Genomic DNA, 17594 nt, shown 5'->3' with positions numbered 1-17594 from the left:
GGGTTAACCTTCCTTGGTTTCCTGGTTGGCGGTGCCGTTGCCGTTGCTCGTCGCGTAGGGCTCAAGCGCGGCGACAAGCTCTGGCGGCAGCGGGTGCTCGTCGTCCGCGGAGGGCCCGGGGTCGGCATTCTGGGAGGTCTGCCCGTCCCCGGGCCGCTCCTTGCGGAACGACTCGTAGATGTCGATCAACACCTGGCGTTGCCGCTCGGTGAGATGCGTGTCGGCTCTGATCGCACTGATCACGTCGCTGGGCGGCTCGCGGTCCTCGATGAGGCCCGCCTGCACGTAGAGCGCCTGTGAGGAGATGCGCAGACCCTTGGCGATCTGGTTGAGGATCTCCGCGCTCGGCTTGCGCAGACCGCGCTCGATCTGGCTCAGGTAGGGGTTGGAGACCCCCGCCTGCTCGGCGAGCTGGCGAAGGGAGATCTTCGCCTGCTGCCGTTGATCACGGATGTACTCGCCGATCGAGCCGACCTTCGGTAGTGCCATGCCCACAGTCTGCCGGGCGCTGCTTGCAATTGCAAACGGAGTGATTAACTCCAGCAAGCATCAGAGCTGGATAGTCCACAGGAACGGCGGGGCTGTGACCAAACTCACCGACAGCGCCAGCACCCCGTAACGCAGGCCGAGGTGCAGCTCGGGGCCCGGCTTGATGAGCCTGTCGACCCTGGCCATGACGTGCTGGGCGTGCACCCCGAGCATCCCGCTGGGCGTCGGCATGGCCCCGGCGGTGCCGAACCTGAGCAGCGCCGTGGCCAGCCGGCGCGGCGAGCAGTAGCGGCGCGCCCGGTCGTCGGCCGCCATCTCGACCAGCAGCTCGACCTGGGCCTGCGCGTCACACACGACCTTGGACCAGGGCAGCGCCCGGCGCAGCGCGGCGAACGGCAGCAGCACCAGGTCGTGACGCTCGCGGACGTGCGCGGCCTCGTGCGCGAGCACGGCCTTGAGCTCGTCCTGCGACAGCAGCTTGAGCGCGCCCTCGCTCACCACGACCTGCGAGCGCAGCCCCGGGACGCAGTAGGCGGCGGCGCTCGGGTGGTCGAGCACCCGCACGCCGGGCACGATCGGGTCGTCGCGGGAGATGAGCCGCAGCAGCGTGCGGTGCCGCCGGCGGGCGCGCAGAGCCTGCACCCCGGCGGTGAGCAGCACCACGACGAGCACGGTGAGCGCGGTGAGCCCGGCGATCATGGCCAGCACGTGCAGCGCGTCCCACGGCTGCAGCGGCGCCAGGCCCTGCGCGAAGGCCAGCAGGCCGGGCAGCACGCCGATCCCGTAGGGGTCGACGCCATAGGCGAGCATGGCGCCGGTCGTGGCCAGGCCCCAGGCGAGGCCGAGGGACTGCCAGAGAATGATGGCGACCCGGGGGGCACGTGAGGTCCACCGGGCGGTGGTGAAACGCCAGGAGCCGATCGCGCACGCCGTGGCGAGCGTGGCCAGCACCGCTGCCGTGGTCACTCTTCCTCCAGCTCCGTAAGTGCTTTGCGCAGGATCTCCGCCTCGCGCCCGGAGACGGCCTGGGCGAAACGGGTCAGGGCGGCCGAACGGTCGCCGGTCATGCCGAGTGCTTCCAGCATAAGGTCAGCGATGTAGCCGTCGCGGCTTTCGGCCGGTTCGTAACGCCAGGCGCGGCCGTCGCGGGTGCGCTGGAGGAAGCCCTTACGGGTGAGGCGGTCGAGCACGGTCATCACCGTGGTCGGCGCCAGGTCGCGGTCGGCGATGAGCCTTCCGACCTCGCGGGCGGTCAGCGGGCTGCTCTGCGCCCAGAGGATGTCCATGATGCTGCGTTCAAGCTCGCCAAGACCCTTCACGTGTTCCAGGGTAGCTCTACAACGTGTCGAGCTGGCATCCGGGATGCTGGTGAGATGGACATCACGCTGGTCCAGGGTGACATCACCCTGCAGGCAGCCGACGCGATCGTGAACGCCGCCAACTCCTCCCTCATGGGCGGCGGCGGGGTCGACGGCGCCATCCACCGCCGTGGCGGCCCGGAGATCCTCCGGGAGTGCCGCGCGCTGCGCGCCTCCCACTACGGCAAGGGCCTGCCGACCGGCCAGGCGGTCGCGACCACCGCCGGCGACCTCGCCGCGCGCTGGGTGATCCACACCGTCGGTCCCGTCCACTCGCGCACCGAGGACCGCTCGGCCCTGCTCGTGTCCTGCTACCGCGAGTCGCTGCGGCTGGCCGACGAGCTCGGCGCGGCCTCGGTGGCGTTCCCGGCGATCTCCACCGGCATCTTCGGCTGGCCGCTCGACGACGGCGCCCGCATCGCCATCGCGACCGTGCGCGACACTCCCGTGTCCGTGCGGGACGTACGGTTCGTCCTGTTCGAGGCGAAGGCGTACGCCGCCTTCGAGGCCGAGCTCAGCCGATAGCCGCCCACGGCAGCGTCACCTCGCCGAGCCGCCAGCGGGCCCGGCCGCCCAGCGGCGGGTGCCGGGGGATCGGCCACGAGCCCGCCAGCACGCCGACGGCGGCGAGCCAGCGCTGCCGCAGCCCGTGCGCCCCATAGGGGGCGCTCACCGCCCAGGCGTGGTCGAAGTCCCGCAGGAAGGTGTGGATCCGCTCACCGGGCACGTTCCGGTGGATCAGCGTCTTCGGCAGCCGGTCGGCCAGGTCGGAGGGCCGTTCGAAGGCGTCGAACCGCGCGGAGAAGGTGAGGGTGCGCGGCCCGTCACGGTCGAGCCCCACCCAGACGGCCCGGTGGCCGCTCTCCGAGCAGGTGCCCTCCACCAGGACGCCGCCCGGCGCCAGCTTTCCGCGCAGCAGCTCCCAGTAGCGCCACGCCTCGGCCTCGCCGTACTGCCGCAGCACGTTGAAGGCCCGGACGAGCGTGGGCGGGCGCGCGACCGGCAGCTCGAAGCCGCCGAGCCGGAAGCTCAGCCCCTCCCGCTCGTAGGGCCTGGCCAGCGCGACGCGGGCCGGGTCGATCTCGACGCCGACGACCTCCACGTCCGGCGTGACCCGGCGCAGCCGGGTGAACAGCTCCAGCGTCGTCGTGTGCGACGCGCCGTAGCCGAGGTCCACCACCAGCGGCCGGGGCACGCGGCGCAGCAGCGGGCCGTGCACGGCGGCGGTCCAGCGGTCGGCGCGGCGCAGCCGGTTGTGCCCGGTCGTGCCCCGGGTGATCGCGCCGACCGGTCTAGCCACTGACGCGGTGCACCCGGTGCTGGGCGGCCTGGGCGCGGGGCCGGATGACCAGGCGGTCGACGTTGACGTGCGCGGGCCGGGTGACGCACCAGGCGATCGCGTCGGCCACGTCGTCGGCGCTCAGCGGGCCGGGCACGCCCTCGTACACCTTGGCGGCGGCCGACTCGTCGCCGCGGAACCGGGTCACCGCGAACCCCTCGCTCTTCACCATGCCCGGCGCGATCTCGACCACCCGGACCGGCTGCCCGACCAGTTCGAGCCGGAGCGTCTCGGTCATCGAGGTCTGCGCGTGCTTGGCCGCGCAGTAGCCGCCGCCGCCCTCGTACGAGACCAGCCCGGCCGTCGAGGTCAGCATGACCAGCACCCCGTCGCCGGACTCGACGAGTTTGGGCAGCAGCGCCTGGGTCAGGCGAAGGGAGCCGAGCACGTTGGTGTCGTACATCCGCTGCCAGTCATCAAGCCGGCCGTCGGCCACCGACTCCAGCCCGAGCGCGCCTCCGGCGTTGTTGACCAGCACGTCGCAGCGGCCGAGCGAGGCCGCCAGCGCGTTCACCGATTCCTGGGAGGTGACGTCGAGCGTGACAGGCGTGATCCCGGGCGTACCGGCGGCCAGCGCGTCGAGCCGGTCCCGTCTGCGCGCGCCCGCCACCACGTCGTACCCCTCGGCGGCCAGCCGGCGGGCGGTCGCCTCGCCGATCCCGCTGCTCGCGCCGGTCACCACAGCCGTTCTCTTCATGGCCCACATCCTGCCAGTCCGTGCGATGACACCCCCCGGCGTAACCCCTTGTCGGGAATGTCGCAAAGATCTGCACAGTTGTACTTCGCTTGGAGGTGGTGTCGGGTGAGGCGACGACGGGTCAACCGGGTCGCGACCATCAGCATGCACACGTCCCCGCTGGACCAGCCCGGAACGGGCGACGCCGGTGGGATGAACGTGTACATCGTGGAGTCGGCCAGGAAACTGGCCCGCCTGGGCGTCGAGGTGGAGATCTTCACCCGCGCCACGGCGAGAGACCTGCCACCGGTCGCCGAGCTAGAACCCGGCATCCTGGTCCGCCACCTGACCGCCGGGCCGTACGAGGAGATGGACCGGGCCGACCTGCCCGGCCAGCTGTGCGCGTTCCTGTCGGAGGTGCTGCGCACCGAGGCCATGTACGAGCCGGGCCGCTACGACGTCATCCACTCGCACTACTGGCTGTCCGGCCAGGTCGGCTGGCTGGCCAAGGAACGCTGGGGCGTGCCGCTCGTGCACACCATGCACACCATGGCCAAGGTCAAGAACCGGTTCCTGGCCGAGGACGACAAGCCCGAGCCGCCCGCCCGCGTGGTCGGCGAGGAACAGGTCGTGGGGATCGCCGACCGCCTGGTCGCCAACACCGCCGACGAGGCCCACGAGCTCATGGAGCTGTACGGCGCGCCCCGCGAGCGCGTCGCCGTGGTGAACCCCGGCGTCGACCTCACCGTCTTCCAGCCCGCCTCGCAGGCCGCCGCCCGGCACCGGCTCGGCCTGCCCCAGGACGCGCACGTGCTGCTGTTCGTGGGGCGCATCCAGCCGCTGAAGGCCCCCGACGTGCTGCTGCGCGCGGCCTCCCGGATGCTCATCGACGACCCCTCGCTGCGCGGCCGGCTCGTCGTCGCCTGCGTCGGCGGCCCCTCGGGCAACGGCCTGGCCAGGCCGTCCCTGCTCACCGACCTGGCCGCCGAGCTCGGCATCGCCGACGTGGTCCGGCTGGTGCCGCCCGCGCCGCAGCACGAGCTCGCCGACTGGTACCGCGCCGCCGACGCCACCGTGGTGCCCTCGCACAGCGAGTCGTTCGGCCTGGTCGCCCTGGAGTCGCAGGCGTGCGGCACCCCGGTCGTCGCCGCCGCCGTGGGCGGCCTGCGCACCGCCGTCCGCGACGGCGTCTCCGGCCTGCTCGTCAACGGCCACGACCCGCACGAATGGGCCGGCGCGCTGCGCCGCCTGGTCACCGAGCCCCGCTGGCGCGAGGTGCTGTCCGCCGGCGCCCGCGCGCATGCCGCCGCCTTCGGCTGGCAGGCCACCGCCTCCCGCCTCACCGAGGTCTACGCCGCCGCCATCGCCAACCTGCACCGGGTGCCGGTGGCGGTCAACTCATAGGGTGTACGGCATGCGCGACGTTGTCGAAGCCGCGCTCAAGGCCGCGGACGTCACCTACGACGAGCCGCGGCCCGGAGCGTTCCTGGTCAAACTGCCCGGACAGCACAAGCTCGCCACCATGACCTGGCTCATCGTCGGCGACCGGGTGCTGCACGTGGAGGCGTTCTTCTGCCGCCGGCCCGACGAGAACCACGCCGAGTTCTACAAGTGGCTGCTCGGCAAGAACGGCACCATGTACGGCGTCCACTTCTCCGTCGACCCCGTCGGCGACGTCTATCTCGTCGGCCGCCTGCCGCTCGCCGCGATCACCGCGGACGAGGTCGACCGCCTGCTCGGCTGCGTGCTCACCTACGCCGACGACTGGTTCGACAGGGCACTGGAGCTGGGCTTCGCCTCCTCGATCAGGCGCGAGTGGGAATGGCGCGCCAAACGCGGCGAATCGCTGGCCAATCTGCAGGCGTTCGCCCGGTTCGCCGACCCCGAACGCGCGTAAGATCCTGGGGCGTGAGTGACACAGGAGGTTGGGAGCCGCACGTCCCGCACGTCGCGCGCATGTACGACTACTTCCTGGGCGGCCGCGACAACTACGCCGTCGACCGTGAGGCGGCCGCCCACGTCCTCGACCTCGTGCCGGGCATCCGCGAGGACGCCCGGGCCAACCGCGCCTTCCTCGGCCGGGCCGTCCGCGCCCTCTCCGACCAGGGCATCGGCCAGTTCCTCGACATCGGCTCCGGCCTGCCCACCTGCCGCAGCGTCCACCAGGTCCTCCCCGGTCGCACCACCGTGTACGTCGACTCCGACTCCCAGGTCGTCAGCCACGCCCGCACCCTGCTCGACGACGTCCCCGAAGCCCTCGCCGTATGCGGCGACCTGCGCAAACCAGCCGACATCCTGGGCAACCCGGCCGTCGGCGAGCACCTCGACCTCGACCGGCCCGTCGCCGTCCTGCTGCTCGCCATCGCCCACTACGTCGCCGACGACCCCCAGCCGCTCATCGCCGAGCTGATGGCGCCCCTCGCCCCCGGCAGCCACCTCGTCCTGTCGCACGTGACCGACGGCACCACCGACCCGCGTCCCCTGTTCGACGGCCTCGACCTGCTGCCGCCCGGCGTCGTGACCGTGCCCGAGTGGCGCCCCGAGGACCTCGTCCGGCCGCCCACGCCCCACTTTCTCTGCGGGGTGGCCCGCAAACCATAGGATTGACCGCATGGCGACATTGGTGCTGCTACGGCATGGCGAAAGCGACTGGAACGCGAAGGGTCTGTTCACCGGCTGGGTGGACGTGTCCCTGTCGGCGAAGGGCGAGGACGAGGCCCGCCGGGGCGGCAAACTCCTCACCGAGGCCGGCGTCTACCCCGACGTCGTCCACACGAGCCTGCTGACGAGGGCCATCCAGACGGCCCAGTACGCACTCGGCGAGGCCGATCTCCTCTGGCTCCCGGTCAAGCGCTCCTGGCGGCTCAACGAGCGCCACTACGGCGCCCTCCAGGGCAAGAACAAGGCCCAGACGCGGGAGGAGTTCGGCGACGAGCAGTTCATGCTGTGGCGCCGCTCCTACGACACGCCCCCGCCGCCCATCGCCGACGACGACGAATACTCGCAGGCCGGCGACCGGCGTTACGCGCTGCTGCCGCCCGAGCTGCTGCCGCGCACCGAGTGCCTCAAGGACGTCGTGGACCGGATGCTGCCCTACTGGTACGACGCGATCGTGCCCGACCTGTCGGCGGGCCGGACCGTCCTGGTGGCGGCGCACGGCAACTCGCTGCGGGCGCTGGTCAAGCACCTCGACGGCATCGGCGACGAGGAGATCGCCGGGCTGAACATCCCCACGGGCATCCCGCTGCGCTACGAACTCGACGCCGAGTTCCGCCCGCTGCGGCGCGGCGGCGAGTACCTGGACCCGGACGCCGCCAAGGCCGCCATCGAGGCCGTGGCCAACCAGGGCCGCTGACCGTTGCGCGAGGGGCCAGCCGGTCCCTCGCCACGGTTCGTCCATGCCGGCCTCGGTCGCCCGGTGCCCGCTGTGGCAGGCGTGGCGGCCGGGCACCCTGCCGAGGCCGGGACTCCGCGGCGCCGCCCCGAATCGTCCCCGATGGGTCAGACTTGCGTGGTGACCTACGGGCGGCCGATCGACATCTCGCAACGCGAGGCGGAGGTCCTCGCGGCGCTCGGCGCGCGCCTGTCCAACGCCCAGATCAGCGGGCGGCTGAACATCTCCGTCCGTACGGTCGAAAGCCACATCTCATCGTTACTGCGCAAGTACGGCGTCGCCGACAGGTGGGCCCTCGCCGACGAGGCGCTGCGGCGGTCACCGCCGCCCGGCCACCTGACCGGCCTGCCCTCCCCGCGCACGGCGTTCTTCGGCCGCGCCGCCGAGCGGGATCTCGCCCTCGGCCTGCTCGGGAAGGCCCGGCTGGTGACCCTGCTGGGCACGGGCGGGATCGGCAAGACCCGCCTCGCGGTCGCGGTGGCCGAGGCGGCCGCGCCCTCGTTCCCGCTGGGCGGCGCGTTCGTGGACCTCGTGCCGGTGCGTGACGGGTTCGTCGCGCAGGCGGTGGCGTCCGCACTCGGCGTGACCGAACGGCCCGGCCAGACGCTGGAGGACGCGGTCGCCCGGCATCTCGGCCGCGGCCGGTCGCTGCTCGTCCTGGACAACTGCGAGCATCTGGTGGACGCCGTCGCCGCCTTCACCGAACGGCTGCTGTCCGGCTGTGCCACCGTGACCGTCCTGGCCACCAGCCGGGAGCCGCTGGGCGTGCCGGGCGAGCAGACGGTCCCCGTCCCGCCGCTCCCGCTCGGCTCCGACGCCGAACGGCTCTTCCTCGACCGGGCCGCCGCGGCCGACCCCGGCTTCGCCGCCGCCCGCGCCGACGTCACCGAGCTGTGCCGCCGGCTCGACGGGATGCCGCTGGCCATCGAGATGGCGGCGGCGCGCAGCGCGTCGCTGGGGGTGGCGGGGCTCCTGTCCGCCCTGGACGACGTCCTGCGGCTGCTGACCGGCGGGCGCGGGCCGGTGGAACGGCACCGGTCGTTGCGCGCGGTGCTCGCCTGGAGCCACGACCTGCTGACCGGCGACGAGCAGGCGCTGTTCCGGCGCCTCTCGACATTCGCCGGCGCCTTCGACCTCGCGGCGGCCACCGCCGTCGCGGCGGATCCCCGCCACACCGCCGACCTGCTCGGGCGGCTGGTGGACAAGAGCCTCGTCGCGGGTCCCGCGCGGGGCCGGTGGCGGCTGCCGGCCACGGTCCGCGCCTTCGCCGCCGAACGGCTGGAGGACGGCGGCGACGGCGGCGCCGTCCGGCACCAGTACCTGGAGTGGGCTGCCGCGACGGCCGCGGGCCTGGAAGGCGACCTGGCGAGCGGCCTGGACAGCAGCCCGGGAAGCGTCCCGGAAAGCGGGCCGGGCGGTGATTGGCGCCGGGACTTCGACGCCGTCGCCGACGACCTGCGGGCGGCCCTGGCCGACGCGCCGCCCGGCCGCGCCGCCGTACCGCACCGGCTGGCCCGGTCGCTGGCCCACCTCGCCTACGCCCGCAGGTTCCTGCGCGAGGTGCCCGGTCACCACGAGGAGGCCGCCCGGCGGGCGCCCACCCCGGGCGAGGCGGCCCGCGACCTGCGCGACGCCGCGGACGCCGCGCACGCCCTCATCGACACCGGCCGCGCCTTCGACCTGCTCCTGGCCTCGGCGCGAAGCTCCCGCGCGGCCGGCGACGGCAACGCGGAGGCGGTCGCGCTCGCGTTCGCCGTCGCGACCGCCGAACGGCACCCGTCCGGGTTCGGGACCGAGATCCCGCACGAACGCCTGCGAGAGCTGCTCGACCGGGCCTCGGCCGCCGGCGACCACCGCGATCCGCTCGTGGCCGCCCATCTCGCCGCCGCCCGCGTCTGGAACGCCCGCCAGGAGAAGGTCACCCCGGAGCCGTCCCTGATAAGCGACGCGGTGGCCGCCGCCCGCGCCACCGGCGATCCCGTGCTGATCTGCGCCGCCCTCGACGCGTCCGGGATCGGCGCACTCGCCGCCGGGCGGTTCCGCGACGCGCACCGGATCGCCACCGAACGCCTCGGCCTGCTTCCCGCGATGCCGCGCGACGTCCCGTACCCCGCTCCGGAGATCACCGACGCGTTCCACATGGCGTCGTCCTGCGCCGTAGCGGCCGGAGACCTGCCCGCGGCGCTGCGCGCGGCCCGGCTGGCGAGCGCCGACGACCTGATCGGGGACCGGTCACCGGTCGCGGTGAGCACCCTGATCCCGCCGCTCGTCCTCACCGGTGAGCTCGACGAGGCGCTGCGCCACGCGCCGGCCCTGTGGGAGGTCCGCGAGCGGGCGGACAGCCCTCTCGCCTGGCTGTCACCGGCGGTGGCGGCCATCGCCCTGGCGCACGGGCTGCTCGGCGAAGAGGTCAGCTTCAGGCTGTGGCGGGCCCGCGCGGAACGGGTCGCCGGCGGCCACCGGTCCCGGTATCTCGCGTCGTTCGCCGCGTTCGTCGACGCCAGGACCGCCCTGCGATCGGGCCGTGACGACCTCGCGCCGGTGGAGGCGGCCTTCGCGGACTTCCCGCCGCAGGACTGGTACCGGACGTATGCGCGCGCCGCCGGCGCCGAGCTGGCCGTCGCCGCCGGGCACCCCGACGCGGCCGGACGGCTCGCCGCCGCCCTGTCCGACACCGCCGGGGAGAACGACTGGGCCGCCGCCTGCCTCACCCGCGCGGCCGGCCGGCTCCACCACGACCCGGACGAGCTGTCCGCCGCCGTCGAAGCCTGGGAGCGCATCGGCGCCCGCTACGAGCGCGCCTGCACCCTCCTCCTCATCCCCGGCCGCGAGGACGAGGCGCGCAAGGAGCTCGCCGCCCTGCGCGAGAGGACCGATGCCCGCAGCCCGATCACCGCCGGTCCAGCTGGGCGTTGATCATCTCCTGGAGCTGATCGCGTCCGGTGACTCCCAGGGCGCCGCCGAGTGCCTGGGCGAGCTTGTCGAACGGGTCCTCCAGCGGCACCCCTCCCAGCTCGGCCGCCAGCCCGGCGACGGTCCACGGGCCGGCCTGATGCACGGACGGGCCGCGTGACCAGCCCTGGTTGACCGTGACCGTACTGCCCCGGACGGAGAGCACCTGCCCGGTGACGGGGCAGTCGGCCGCGGCCAGGAACGCGGCGACGGGCGCGACCGCGGAAGGGTGCAGCGGGTCGAAGCCGCCGGCGGGCGGCTCCGCGCCCACCCCGGGCACCTCCAGCGTGAGCCGGGTGCGGGCCATGGAGGGCGAGACGCAGTTGACCCGCACGCCGTATCTGCCGAGTTCGAGGGCGGCGACGGTGGTCAGCGCGGCCACACCGGCGTTCGCCGAGGCGTAGGCGGCCTGGGTGGGCAGCGGGTTGAGCAGCCCGGAGCCCGACGAGGTGTTGACCACGGCCCGGTCCACGCGGTCGCCGGCCACGTGCCGCTCGCGCCAGTGGCGGGCCGCCCACCGGGTGACCGCGAACGTGCCCTTCAGTTTCACCGCGACGACGTCGTCGAACTCGTCCTCGCCCAGGTCGGCCAGGCCGAGGTTGCGCTCGATGGCGGCGTTGTTGACGACGACGTGCAGGTCGCCGAAGGCGTCCAGGGCGGTGGCGACCATGCGCCGCGCGCCTTCCCAGTCGGAGACGCTGTCGGTGCTGGCGACGGCCTGACCGCCGCGCGCGACGATCTCCTCGGCCACCCCGGCGGCCACGCCGGCGTCGCCGCCGGTGCCGTCGATCTCGACCCCCGGGTCGTTCACGACGATCTTGGCGCCTTCGGCGGCGAAGAACAGCGCCTCCTCCCGCCCGATGCCGCGTCCCGCTCCGGTGATGAGGACGACGCGCCCGTCAAGACTGCCCATGATCCCTGCCCTTCAAGTTTGACTACACTCACTGTATTACTACATCAAATGTAGCGATACATGCGATGCACTAGAGTGACCTCATGACGGGACTGCGGGAGCTCAAGAAGCAGCGCACGCGGCAGGCGCTGGTCGAGGCGGCCATCGGCCTGTTCGAGGAGCGCGGCTACGAGCAGGTCACCGTCGCGGAGATCGCCGAGGCGGCCGAGGTGTCGACGCGGACGTTCTTCCTGCACTTCCAGGCCAAGGAAGACGTGCTGTTCGCCAACGCCGACGTACGGGTGGACCTGGGGTTGCGCGCGGTCGCCGAGCGCACGGACGGCGAAGGGCCCGCGGACGTGGTCGCGCGGGCCATGGCGGAGATGATCGGCAACACCTGGGAGTCCGACCTGAGCAGCGGGCTGGCGCGGCTTCGGGCCCTGCTGGCCGCCACCGCCCCCGCGCTACAGGCCAGGCTGCTGCAGCGTTACGTCGCCGCGCAGCACGAGCTGACCCTGGCCCTGCGGCAGGCGTACCCGGACGAACTCGATCCGATCGGGGCGGCGGCGCTCGTGGGGGCCGCGGTGGGGGCGGTGAGCGCGGCGACGCTGGCCGCGCTGGAGCGCGGCGATCCGCCCGCCGAGGTGCGGGCGGCGATGCGCCGCGCCATGGACCTGGTCGCCGGGGCTCAGCTCGGGCGGGAGCCCGTCACCAGGTAGACGACGTCACGGGCGACGCGCACCGCGTGGTCGGCGTAGCGCTCGTAGTAGCGCCCGATGAGCGTGATGTCGATGGCCGGCTCGACGCCGTGCGCCCAGTCCTTGCCCAGGATGTTCTTGAACAGCCGCCGGTGCAGCCGGTCCATCGCGTCGTCGTCCTGCTCCAGCTCCAGGGCCGAGTCGACGTCGCGGGAGGCGACACAGCTGCCGGCCTTGGTCACCAGGTTCTCGGCGATCTGCCCCATCTCGACGATGGTGGAGCGGATCTCCGCGGGGATGGCCGATTCGGGATGGCGCAACCGGGCGACCTTGGCGACGTGCACCGCGAGGTCGCCCATCCGCTCCAGGTCGGTGCCCATGCGCAGCGCCGTGACGACCATCCGCAGGTCGACCGCGACCGGCTGCTGCCTGGCCATGAGGTCGAAGATGGACGCCTCGATGTCGGCGAAGATCGCGTTGACCTCCTCGTCGCGGGAGATGACGCTCTCCGCGAGCTGGAGGTCGGAGTCCAGCAGGGCGGTCGTGGCCCGGGAGATGGCCGAGCGGACAAGCCTGGTCATCTCGACCAGCTTGTCGGTCAGGGAATCGAGTTCTTCATGGTACGCGTCGCGCATGCCGTCACCGTATGCGGGCGACGATGAACGAACTCCTACGCAGAGATGAACTTTCCGGGAAAGGGGGGTTCATCCGCAGGTGAGAGGGATGCCGTGGACGCGGCTCCGCCTACCATCGAAAGCATGAGTGAGATGGCCATGAGCTTCGCTGCCCTGGCCGGCTTCGTCGTGGGGGCTCTCGCGGTGCTGTTCTACCGCAACCAGATCGAGGCGCCCAGCCGGGCCGGCGCGGCCACCGACAACGACCCCGGTGCGCTGCCGCAGGGCGTCGCCTCCGTGCTGGCCGTGCTGCCCTCGTCCGCCGTGGTGCTCGACGGGCACGACCGGGTGCTGCGCGCCAGCTCGGCGGCCCGCGCGTTCGGTCTGGTCAAGGGTGAGCGGCTGATGGCGGCCGAGCTGCTCGCGCTGGCCCGCCAGGTGCGCCGCGACGGTGAGATCCGGGAGACCGAGATCGACGTCGCCGGGCACAAGTTCGGGCAGGAGACCACCAGCTTCGCGGTGCGCGTCGCCCCGCTCGGCTCGCACGGCCAGGTGCTGGTCCTCGCCGAGGACCAGACCGAGTCCCGCCGCGTCGAGGCCGTACGGCGCGACTTCGTGGCCAACGTCAGCCACGAGCTGAAGACCCCCGTCGGCGCGCTGAGCCTGCTCGCCGAGACGATCCAGGACGCGGCCGACGACCCCCAGGCCGTCACCCGCTTCTCCGGGCGCATGCAGCACGAGGCCGCCCGGCTCACCTACCTCGTGCAGGACCTGATCACGCTGAGCCGGATCCAGGGCGCCGAGGCCATCCCCACCCCCGGCCAGGTCTCCATCGACGACGCGGTCCACGACGCCATCGACTACTGCAACACCAGGGCGGGCGCCAAGGACATCACCCTCGTCTCCGGCGGCACCGAGGGGCTGCGCATCTGGGGCGACGACGAGCTGCTGGTCACCGCGCTGCGCAACCTCATCGACAACGCCATCGTCTACAGCCCCGAGCACACCCGCGTGGTCGTCAGCGCCAGGCCGGCCGGCGACAGCGTCGAGATCAGCGTCAGCGACCAGGGGATCGGCATCCCCGAGGAGTCGCAGGAACGCATCTTCGAGCGCTTCTTCCGGGTCGACGCCGCCCGCTCCCGGGCGACCGGCGGCACGGGCCTCGGCCTGGCCATCGTCAAACACGTCGCCGCCGCGCACGCGGGCGAGGTCTCGGTCTGGAGCAAGGAAGGCTCCGGCTCGACCTTCACGCTGCGTCTGCCCGCCTTCGGCGGGACGGCGGTGCCCGCACCACCCTCGATTCCCCTGGAGACGGTCAAATGACCAGAGTTTTGGTCGTGGAGGACGAGGAGTCCTTCTCCGACGCCCTGTCCTACATGCTGCGCAAGGAGGGTTTCGAGGTCTCTGTCGCGGCGACCGGGCCCGAGGCGCTCGAGACCTTCGACCGCAGCGGCGCCGACCTGGTGCTGCTCGACCTCATGCTGCCAGGCCTGCCCGGCACCGAGGTCTGCCGCTCGCTGCGGCAGCGCTCCAAGGTCCCGGTGATCATGCTGACCGCCAAGGACAGTGAGATCGACAAGGTCGTCGGCCTGGAGCTGGGCGCCGACGACTACGTGACCAAGCCGTTCTCCTCCCGCGAGCTGGTCGCCCGCATCCGGGCCGTGCTGCGCCGTCAGGGCGACGTCGTGGAGGAGCTGGAGACGGCCGTGCTGGCCGTCGGCCCGGTCCGGATGGACGTCGACCGCCACGTCGTGGCCGTGCGCGGCGAGCAGGTGCAGCTCCCGCTGAAGGAGTTCGAGCTGCTGGAGGTGCTGCTGCGCAACGCCGGCCGGGTGCTCACCCGCGGCCAGCTCATCGACCGCGTCTGGGGCGCCGACTACGTGGGCGACACCAAGACCCTCGACGTGCACGTCAAGCGCCTGCGCGCGAAGATCGAGGCCGACCCGTCCAACCCGCGCTGCATCCTGACCGTGCGCGGCCTCGGCTACAAGTTCGACGCGACGGAGGAATAGCGAAAACCCTTGTTTCCGGTACGGAATCCCGTACTGGAAACAAGGGTTTTGCCGTGTCTTAGTGCGCTTCTTCCGTGGCCGCCGACGGGGTCGGGGTCGGCGTCGGGGCGGGGATGGCGCCGGGGACCGCGGGATACTGCGCGAACTCGCGGCTGCGCGTGACCACGGGGACGTTCATGGAGACCACGCCGGCGTTGGCGAACTGGAGGTCCAGGCGGATGGTCTCGCCGCCCCTGAGGGCCTTGGAGACGCCCTCCAGCATGATCTGGGGTGCCGGCTTGCCGGTGTCGACGAGCTGGTTGCTGGGCAGCTGGACGGGCGCGGCGAGCTTGGCCGCCGCGACGTTGCCCGCGCTGACCGCCTGGAGGCTGTCCGGCGCGCCGGAGGAGTTGAGGATGTGCAGGTAGACCGGGGCGGAGCCACGCCAGGGAATCTGACCGCCCGAATCGGGGCCGAGGATGAACGCCTGGGGGATGTGAATGCTCTGCTTGCCGTAGCCGCCCTGCTCGATGAGGGCCGCTCCTTCAACGGGCGCGTAGGGCTGGTTGGTGTTGGCGTCGAATCCAACCGAACAGCCGGCGAGTACGGGGGCAGCCAGGAACGCGGCGGCGGCGACAATCCAGCGACGGCTGGTCACGGGCGGGTTCTCCTTGGGTCTCGCGCGTGCGGGATGGGCAGCGCCTACCATATCCATCCGATTCCATGGTCATATCCGCACCCCCGCAGGTCATTAGCCATGTCCGGATATGCGATTCATACACATGACAGCTTGTCAACCCCCAATATGCGGCTTTGACCTGCAGTTATGATGATTTCACTGTTCCGGGAGCCTGTGGATGCGTGGTACCCTGGAGTACAGCGGAAGGGGTACTTGTCACATGACTTTCCAGGTCGGCGACACTGTCGTCTACCCCCACCATGGGGCTGCTCGGATCGAAGCAATCACGAAGCGATCCATCAAGGGTGAGGAAAAGACCTACCTGGTGCTCAAGGTCGACAAGGGCGACCTTACCGTCCAGGTGCCAGCCGAAAACGCAGAACTCGTCGGTGTGCGCGATGTTGTCGGTCAGGAAGGCCTTGAGCGGGTTTTCGACGTCCTTCGGATGCCGCACACGGAAGAGCCGACCAACTGGTCTCGCCGTTACAAGGCCAATCTTGAGAAGCTCGCTTCCGGCGATGTGAACAAGGTCGCCGAAGTCGTTCGCGACCTGTGGCGGAGGGACCGCGAGCGCGGCCTGTCCGCGGGGGAGAAGCGCATGCTCGCGAAGGCGCGCCAGATCCTGGTCAGCGAGCTCGCGCTCGCCGAGAAGACCAATGAGGACAAGGCGGAGGCCCTGCTCGACGAGGTTCTCAACTCCTGAACACGAACATTCCACGGGTGGGCGTCGGTGTCGACGTCCACCCGTTCGCATCTGGCCGGGAGCTCCACCTCGCCGGCCTGCACTGGCCGGGCGAGACGGGCCTGTCCGGCCACTCCGACGGCGACGCCGCCGCGCACGCGGCCTGCGACGCCCTCCTCTCCGCTGCCGGCCTCGGCGACCTCGGCGGGCTGTTCGGCACCTCCGACCCCCGCTGGGCGGGCGCTTCCGGCGCCGCGCTGCTGGAGGAGACCGCGCGTAAGCTACGGGCGGCCGGGTTCGAGATCGGCAACGTGGCCGTCCAGGTGATCGGTAACCGCCCCAAACTGGCCCCCCGGCGCCAGGAGGCCGAGAAGGCGCTCAGCGCCGCTCTGGGGGCCCCTGTGAGCCTCAGCGCGACCACCACGGACGGGCTCGGCCTCACCGGGCGCGGCGAAGGCGTCGCGGCCGTCGCCACGGCGCTCGTCGTCAACCGTCCCTGAGCGTCGCGCGTCCTCTTTGCCGGGGTATCCATGGGCGACGGCGGTCCGTCACTGGCGCGGTACGGGCCGCCGTCTTTCATGGGTAACTTCACTTTTGCCGGGTAGGCCCCCCTCAAGACATGTGAACGTCTCGGGGGGAGTCACACATGATCGGCGCGATTGTTTCCGCAGTAGTCATCGGTGCCATCGTCGGAGCGCTGGCCCGGCTGCTGGTGCCCGGCAGGCAGAACATGTCCATCGGTCTGACACTGATCGTCGGCATCGTGGCGGCTCTGCTCGGCACCCTGATCGCCCAGATGTTCGGCTGGGCCGACACCAGAGGCATCGACTGGATCGAACACCTCCTCCAGCTCGCGCTGGCGGTGGTAGGCGTGGCCATCGTGGCCCGCATGGCGACCAGTGGCAGACGAGGCGGCCCCGGAACAGGCCGAACTACTGTCTGACCTGCCGATTCTTTACTTCCGCGCATAATCGTCTGGGCGCGGGTAGCCACCACCCCGTGAGGATGAACGGCTCACCCTCACGGGGAGGTTTGTGACATGACAATCCAATCCATCCTTGGCGCCATCGTGATCGGCGCCGTGATCGGCGCGATCGGTCGTCTGCTGCTTCCTGGCAAACAGGCCATCGGGTGGATCCTCACCATCGTCGTCGGCATCGTCGCCGCCCTCATCGGCACCGTGATCGCTCAGGTGCTCGGCGTCGAGACGACTTCCGGCATCGACTGGATCGAGCTGGTGATGCAGGTCGTGCTCGCGATCGTGGGTGTCGGCCTGGTCGCGGGGCTACGCCGCGGCAGCGGCCGCAGCGTGTGACGCCCTGCGCGCCACCACGCCTTAAGGGCCCGTCCGGCTGTGCCGGGCGGGCCCGTTCATTCACTCTTCCGGTCACTCTTCCGGGGGGAGCGGGGTGCTGCGCAGGCGGCCCGACGGGGCGTCGGTGACCACCGGGTGCGGGGCCGTGTCCTCCAGCTCGTCCCGTGACCGGGGGTCGGCGGCCTCCGGGCCGTGACCGGGGTCGGGGACGTCCTCCACGACCTGGACGGGCTGCGTGTCGGCGTCCTTGTCGGTGTCTTTGCCGGTGTCTTCGTTCGTGCGCGGGTGGACCAGCACGTCGGTCGGCTTGACCCGGTCGCCCCAGCGAAGGGGCCGCCGCGGCTCCTCGGGCTCGGGGTGCTGCTGGGGGTGCTCCTCGGGCTCCTGGGCCGCGGGTTCCTGCGGCTCTGGCTTCTGCGGCTCCTGAGGCTGGGGCTCTGGCTTCTGGGGCTCGGCCTCGGGTTCCCCGGCCCTCCAGTGGGTGACCTGTTCCGAGATGGGCGGGGTCTCAGGGG

22 protein-coding genes are annotated in these 17594 nt (G+C 71.9%); 13 read left to right on the top strand and 9 right to left on the bottom strand.

The genetic code is table 11. From position 1 onward, the window contains the following. Positions 1-3 precede the first annotated feature (3 nt). From ADY59_RS30050 to ADY59_RS30040, 3 genes are read right to left on the bottom strand one after another with little or no spacing between them, the layout of a single operon-like run. Positions 4-489, bottom strand: a complete 486-nt coding sequence (locus ADY59_RS30050) for a helix-turn-helix domain-containing protein (RefSeq protein WP_049568990.1) — start codon at positions 487-489, stop codon at positions 4-6. A gap of 60 nt (positions 490-549) precedes the next feature. Then, on the bottom strand, positions 550-1455 hold the full coding sequence (locus tag ADY59_RS30045; RefSeq protein WP_049568987.1) for a M56 family metallopeptidase: 906 nt from the start codon (positions 1453-1455) through the stop codon (positions 550-552). Then, the gene (locus tag ADY59_RS30040) at positions 1452-1808 is read right to left on the bottom strand and encodes a BlaI/MecI/CopY family transcriptional regulator (protein WP_082310517.1); all 357 of its coding nucleotides are present in this window, start codon (positions 1806-1808) and stop codon (positions 1452-1454) included. The genes ADY59_RS30045 and ADY59_RS30040 overlap by 4 nt, the downstream gene beginning before the upstream one ends. 54 nt (positions 1809-1862) lie before the next feature. Here ADY59_RS30040 and ADY59_RS30035 point away from each other — a divergent pair, with 54 nt between their 5' ends. Continuing rightward, positions 1863-2372 (top strand): O-acetyl-ADP-ribose deacetylase, encoded by a 510-nt coding sequence (locus tag ADY59_RS30035; RefSeq protein ID WP_049568981.1) that lies wholly within the window; start codon positions 1863-1865, stop codon positions 2370-2372. Here the strand turns inward: ADY59_RS30035 and ADY59_RS30030 are convergent. Next, entirely contained in the window at positions 2362-3147 is a 786-nt protein-coding gene (locus tag ADY59_RS30030; protein WP_049568979.1) for a methylase, read from the bottom strand. The genes ADY59_RS30035 and ADY59_RS30030 overlap by 11 nt on opposite strands. Further along, positions 3140-3883, bottom strand: a complete 744-nt coding sequence (locus ADY59_RS30025) for an SDR family NAD(P)-dependent oxidoreductase (RefSeq protein ID WP_049568978.1) — start codon at positions 3881-3883, stop codon at positions 3140-3142. The genes ADY59_RS30030 and ADY59_RS30025 overlap by 8 nt, the downstream gene beginning before the upstream one ends. Positions 3884-3988: 105 nt before the next feature. Between ADY59_RS30025 and mshA the strand changes: the two genes are divergently transcribed. The 5 genes from mshA to ADY59_RS53480 all read left to right on the top strand — a co-directional run bounded on the left by mshA (position 3989) and on the right by ADY59_RS53480 (position 10172). Next, positions 3989-5266, top strand: a complete 1278-nt coding sequence (mshA, locus tag ADY59_RS30020) for a D-inositol-3-phosphate glycosyltransferase (protein WP_269433651.1) — start codon at positions 3989-3991, stop codon at positions 5264-5266. A gap of 10 nt (positions 5267-5276) precedes the next feature. After that, a complete protein-coding gene (locus ADY59_RS30015; RefSeq protein WP_049569049.1) occupies positions 5277-5759 on the top strand; it encodes a YbjN domain-containing protein in 483 nt (160 codons plus the stop codon). Positions 5760-5770: 11 nt separating this feature from the next. Continuing rightward, positions 5771-6463: an SAM-dependent methyltransferase gene (locus ADY59_RS30010; protein ID WP_231618967.1), complete on the top strand. Its 693-nt coding sequence runs from the start codon at positions 5771-5773 to the stop codon at positions 6461-6463. Positions 6464-6473: 10 nt separating this feature from the next. Next, entirely contained in the window at positions 6474-7217 is a 744-nt protein-coding gene (locus ADY59_RS30005) for a phosphoglyceromutase (protein ID WP_049568966.1), read from the top strand. 159 nt (positions 7218-7376) lie between these two features. After that, positions 7377-10172 (top strand): ATP-binding protein, encoded by a 2796-nt coding sequence (locus ADY59_RS53480; protein WP_197093924.1) that lies wholly within the window; start codon positions 7377-7379, stop codon positions 10170-10172. Here the strand turns inward: ADY59_RS53480 and ADY59_RS29995 are convergent. Continuing rightward, entirely contained in the window at positions 10147-11121 is a 975-nt protein-coding gene (locus ADY59_RS29995) for an SDR family NAD(P)-dependent oxidoreductase (protein ID WP_049568961.1), read from the bottom strand. The two genes, ADY59_RS53480 and ADY59_RS29995, sit on opposite strands and share 26 nt — an antisense overlap. A gap of 83 nt (positions 11122-11204) precedes the next feature. On the opposite strand from ADY59_RS29995, the gene ADY59_RS29990 reads away from it, so the two are divergent. Continuing rightward, complete coding sequence (locus tag ADY59_RS29990; RefSeq protein WP_049568958.1) at positions 11205-11819, top strand: TetR/AcrR family transcriptional regulator; 615 nt, start codon at positions 11205-11207, stop codon at positions 11817-11819. Here the strand turns inward: ADY59_RS29990 and phoU are convergent. Further along, positions 11789-12433, bottom strand: coding sequence for a phosphate signaling complex protein PhoU (gene phoU / locus ADY59_RS29985; RefSeq protein WP_049568955.1), 645 nt, complete (start codon positions 12431-12433; stop codon positions 11789-11791). The genes ADY59_RS29990 and phoU overlap by 31 nt on opposite strands. A 132-nt stretch (positions 12434-12565) precedes the next feature. Here phoU and ADY59_RS29980 point away from each other — a divergent pair, with 132 nt between their 5' ends. Beyond that, a complete protein-coding gene (locus ADY59_RS29980) occupies positions 12566-13735 on the top strand; it encodes an ATP-binding protein (RefSeq protein WP_049568953.1) in 1170 nt (389 codons plus the stop codon). Then, positions 13732-14424 (top strand): response regulator transcription factor, encoded by a 693-nt coding sequence (locus ADY59_RS29975; protein ID WP_049568950.1) that lies wholly within the window; start codon positions 13732-13734, stop codon positions 14422-14424. The genes ADY59_RS29980 and ADY59_RS29975 overlap by 4 nt, the downstream gene beginning before the upstream one ends. Positions 14425-14482: 58 nt before the next feature. On the opposite strand, the gene ADY59_RS29970 is transcribed toward ADY59_RS29975, so the two are convergent. Beyond that, positions 14483-15061 carry a copper chaperone PCu(A)C gene (locus tag ADY59_RS29970; protein ID WP_231618966.1) on the bottom strand — a complete coding sequence of 193 codons (579 nt, stop codon included), beginning with the start codon at positions 15059-15061 and terminating at the stop codon, positions 14483-14485. Positions 15062-15302: 241 nt separating this feature from the next. Here ADY59_RS29970 and ADY59_RS29965 point away from each other — a divergent pair, with 241 nt between their 5' ends. The 4 genes from ADY59_RS29965 (at position 15303) to ADY59_RS29950 (ending at position 17079) form a co-directional block, all read left to right on the top strand. After that, on the top strand, positions 15303-15785 hold the full coding sequence (locus tag ADY59_RS29965) for a CarD family transcriptional regulator (protein WP_043624891.1): 483 nt from the start codon (positions 15303-15305) through the stop codon (positions 15783-15785). Positions 15786-15802: 17 nt separating this feature from the next. After that, the gene (ispF, locus tag ADY59_RS29960) at positions 15803-16264 is read left to right on the top strand and encodes a 2-C-methyl-D-erythritol 2,4-cyclodiphosphate synthase (protein WP_049568946.1); all 462 of its coding nucleotides are present in this window, start codon (positions 15803-15805) and stop codon (positions 16262-16264) included. A gap of 146 nt (positions 16265-16410) precedes the next feature. Continuing rightward, on the top strand, positions 16411-16707 hold the full coding sequence (locus ADY59_RS29955) for a GlsB/YeaQ/YmgE family stress response membrane protein (protein ID WP_049568944.1): 297 nt from the start codon (positions 16411-16413) through the stop codon (positions 16705-16707). A 96-nt stretch (positions 16708-16803) separates the two neighbouring features. Beyond that, entirely contained in the window at positions 16804-17079 is a 276-nt protein-coding gene (locus ADY59_RS29950; protein ID WP_049568941.1) for a GlsB/YeaQ/YmgE family stress response membrane protein, read from the top strand. Positions 17080-17151: 72 nt separating this feature from the next. On the opposite strand, the gene ADY59_RS51705 is transcribed toward ADY59_RS29950, so the two are convergent. Next, positions 17152-17594 (bottom strand): hypothetical protein (locus ADY59_RS51705; protein WP_049568938.1); only part of this gene is annotated, 443 nt, incomplete at its 5' end.

It is taken from the genome of Nonomuraea sp. SBT364, assembly GCF_001083785.1.
In the GTDB taxonomy this organism is placed as follows: Bacteria; Actinomycetota; Actinomycetes; order Streptosporangiales; family Streptosporangiaceae; genus Nonomuraea.
Note: the sequence above shows the minus strand (reverse complement) of the source record. Positions and strands in the feature narration are given on the sequence as shown.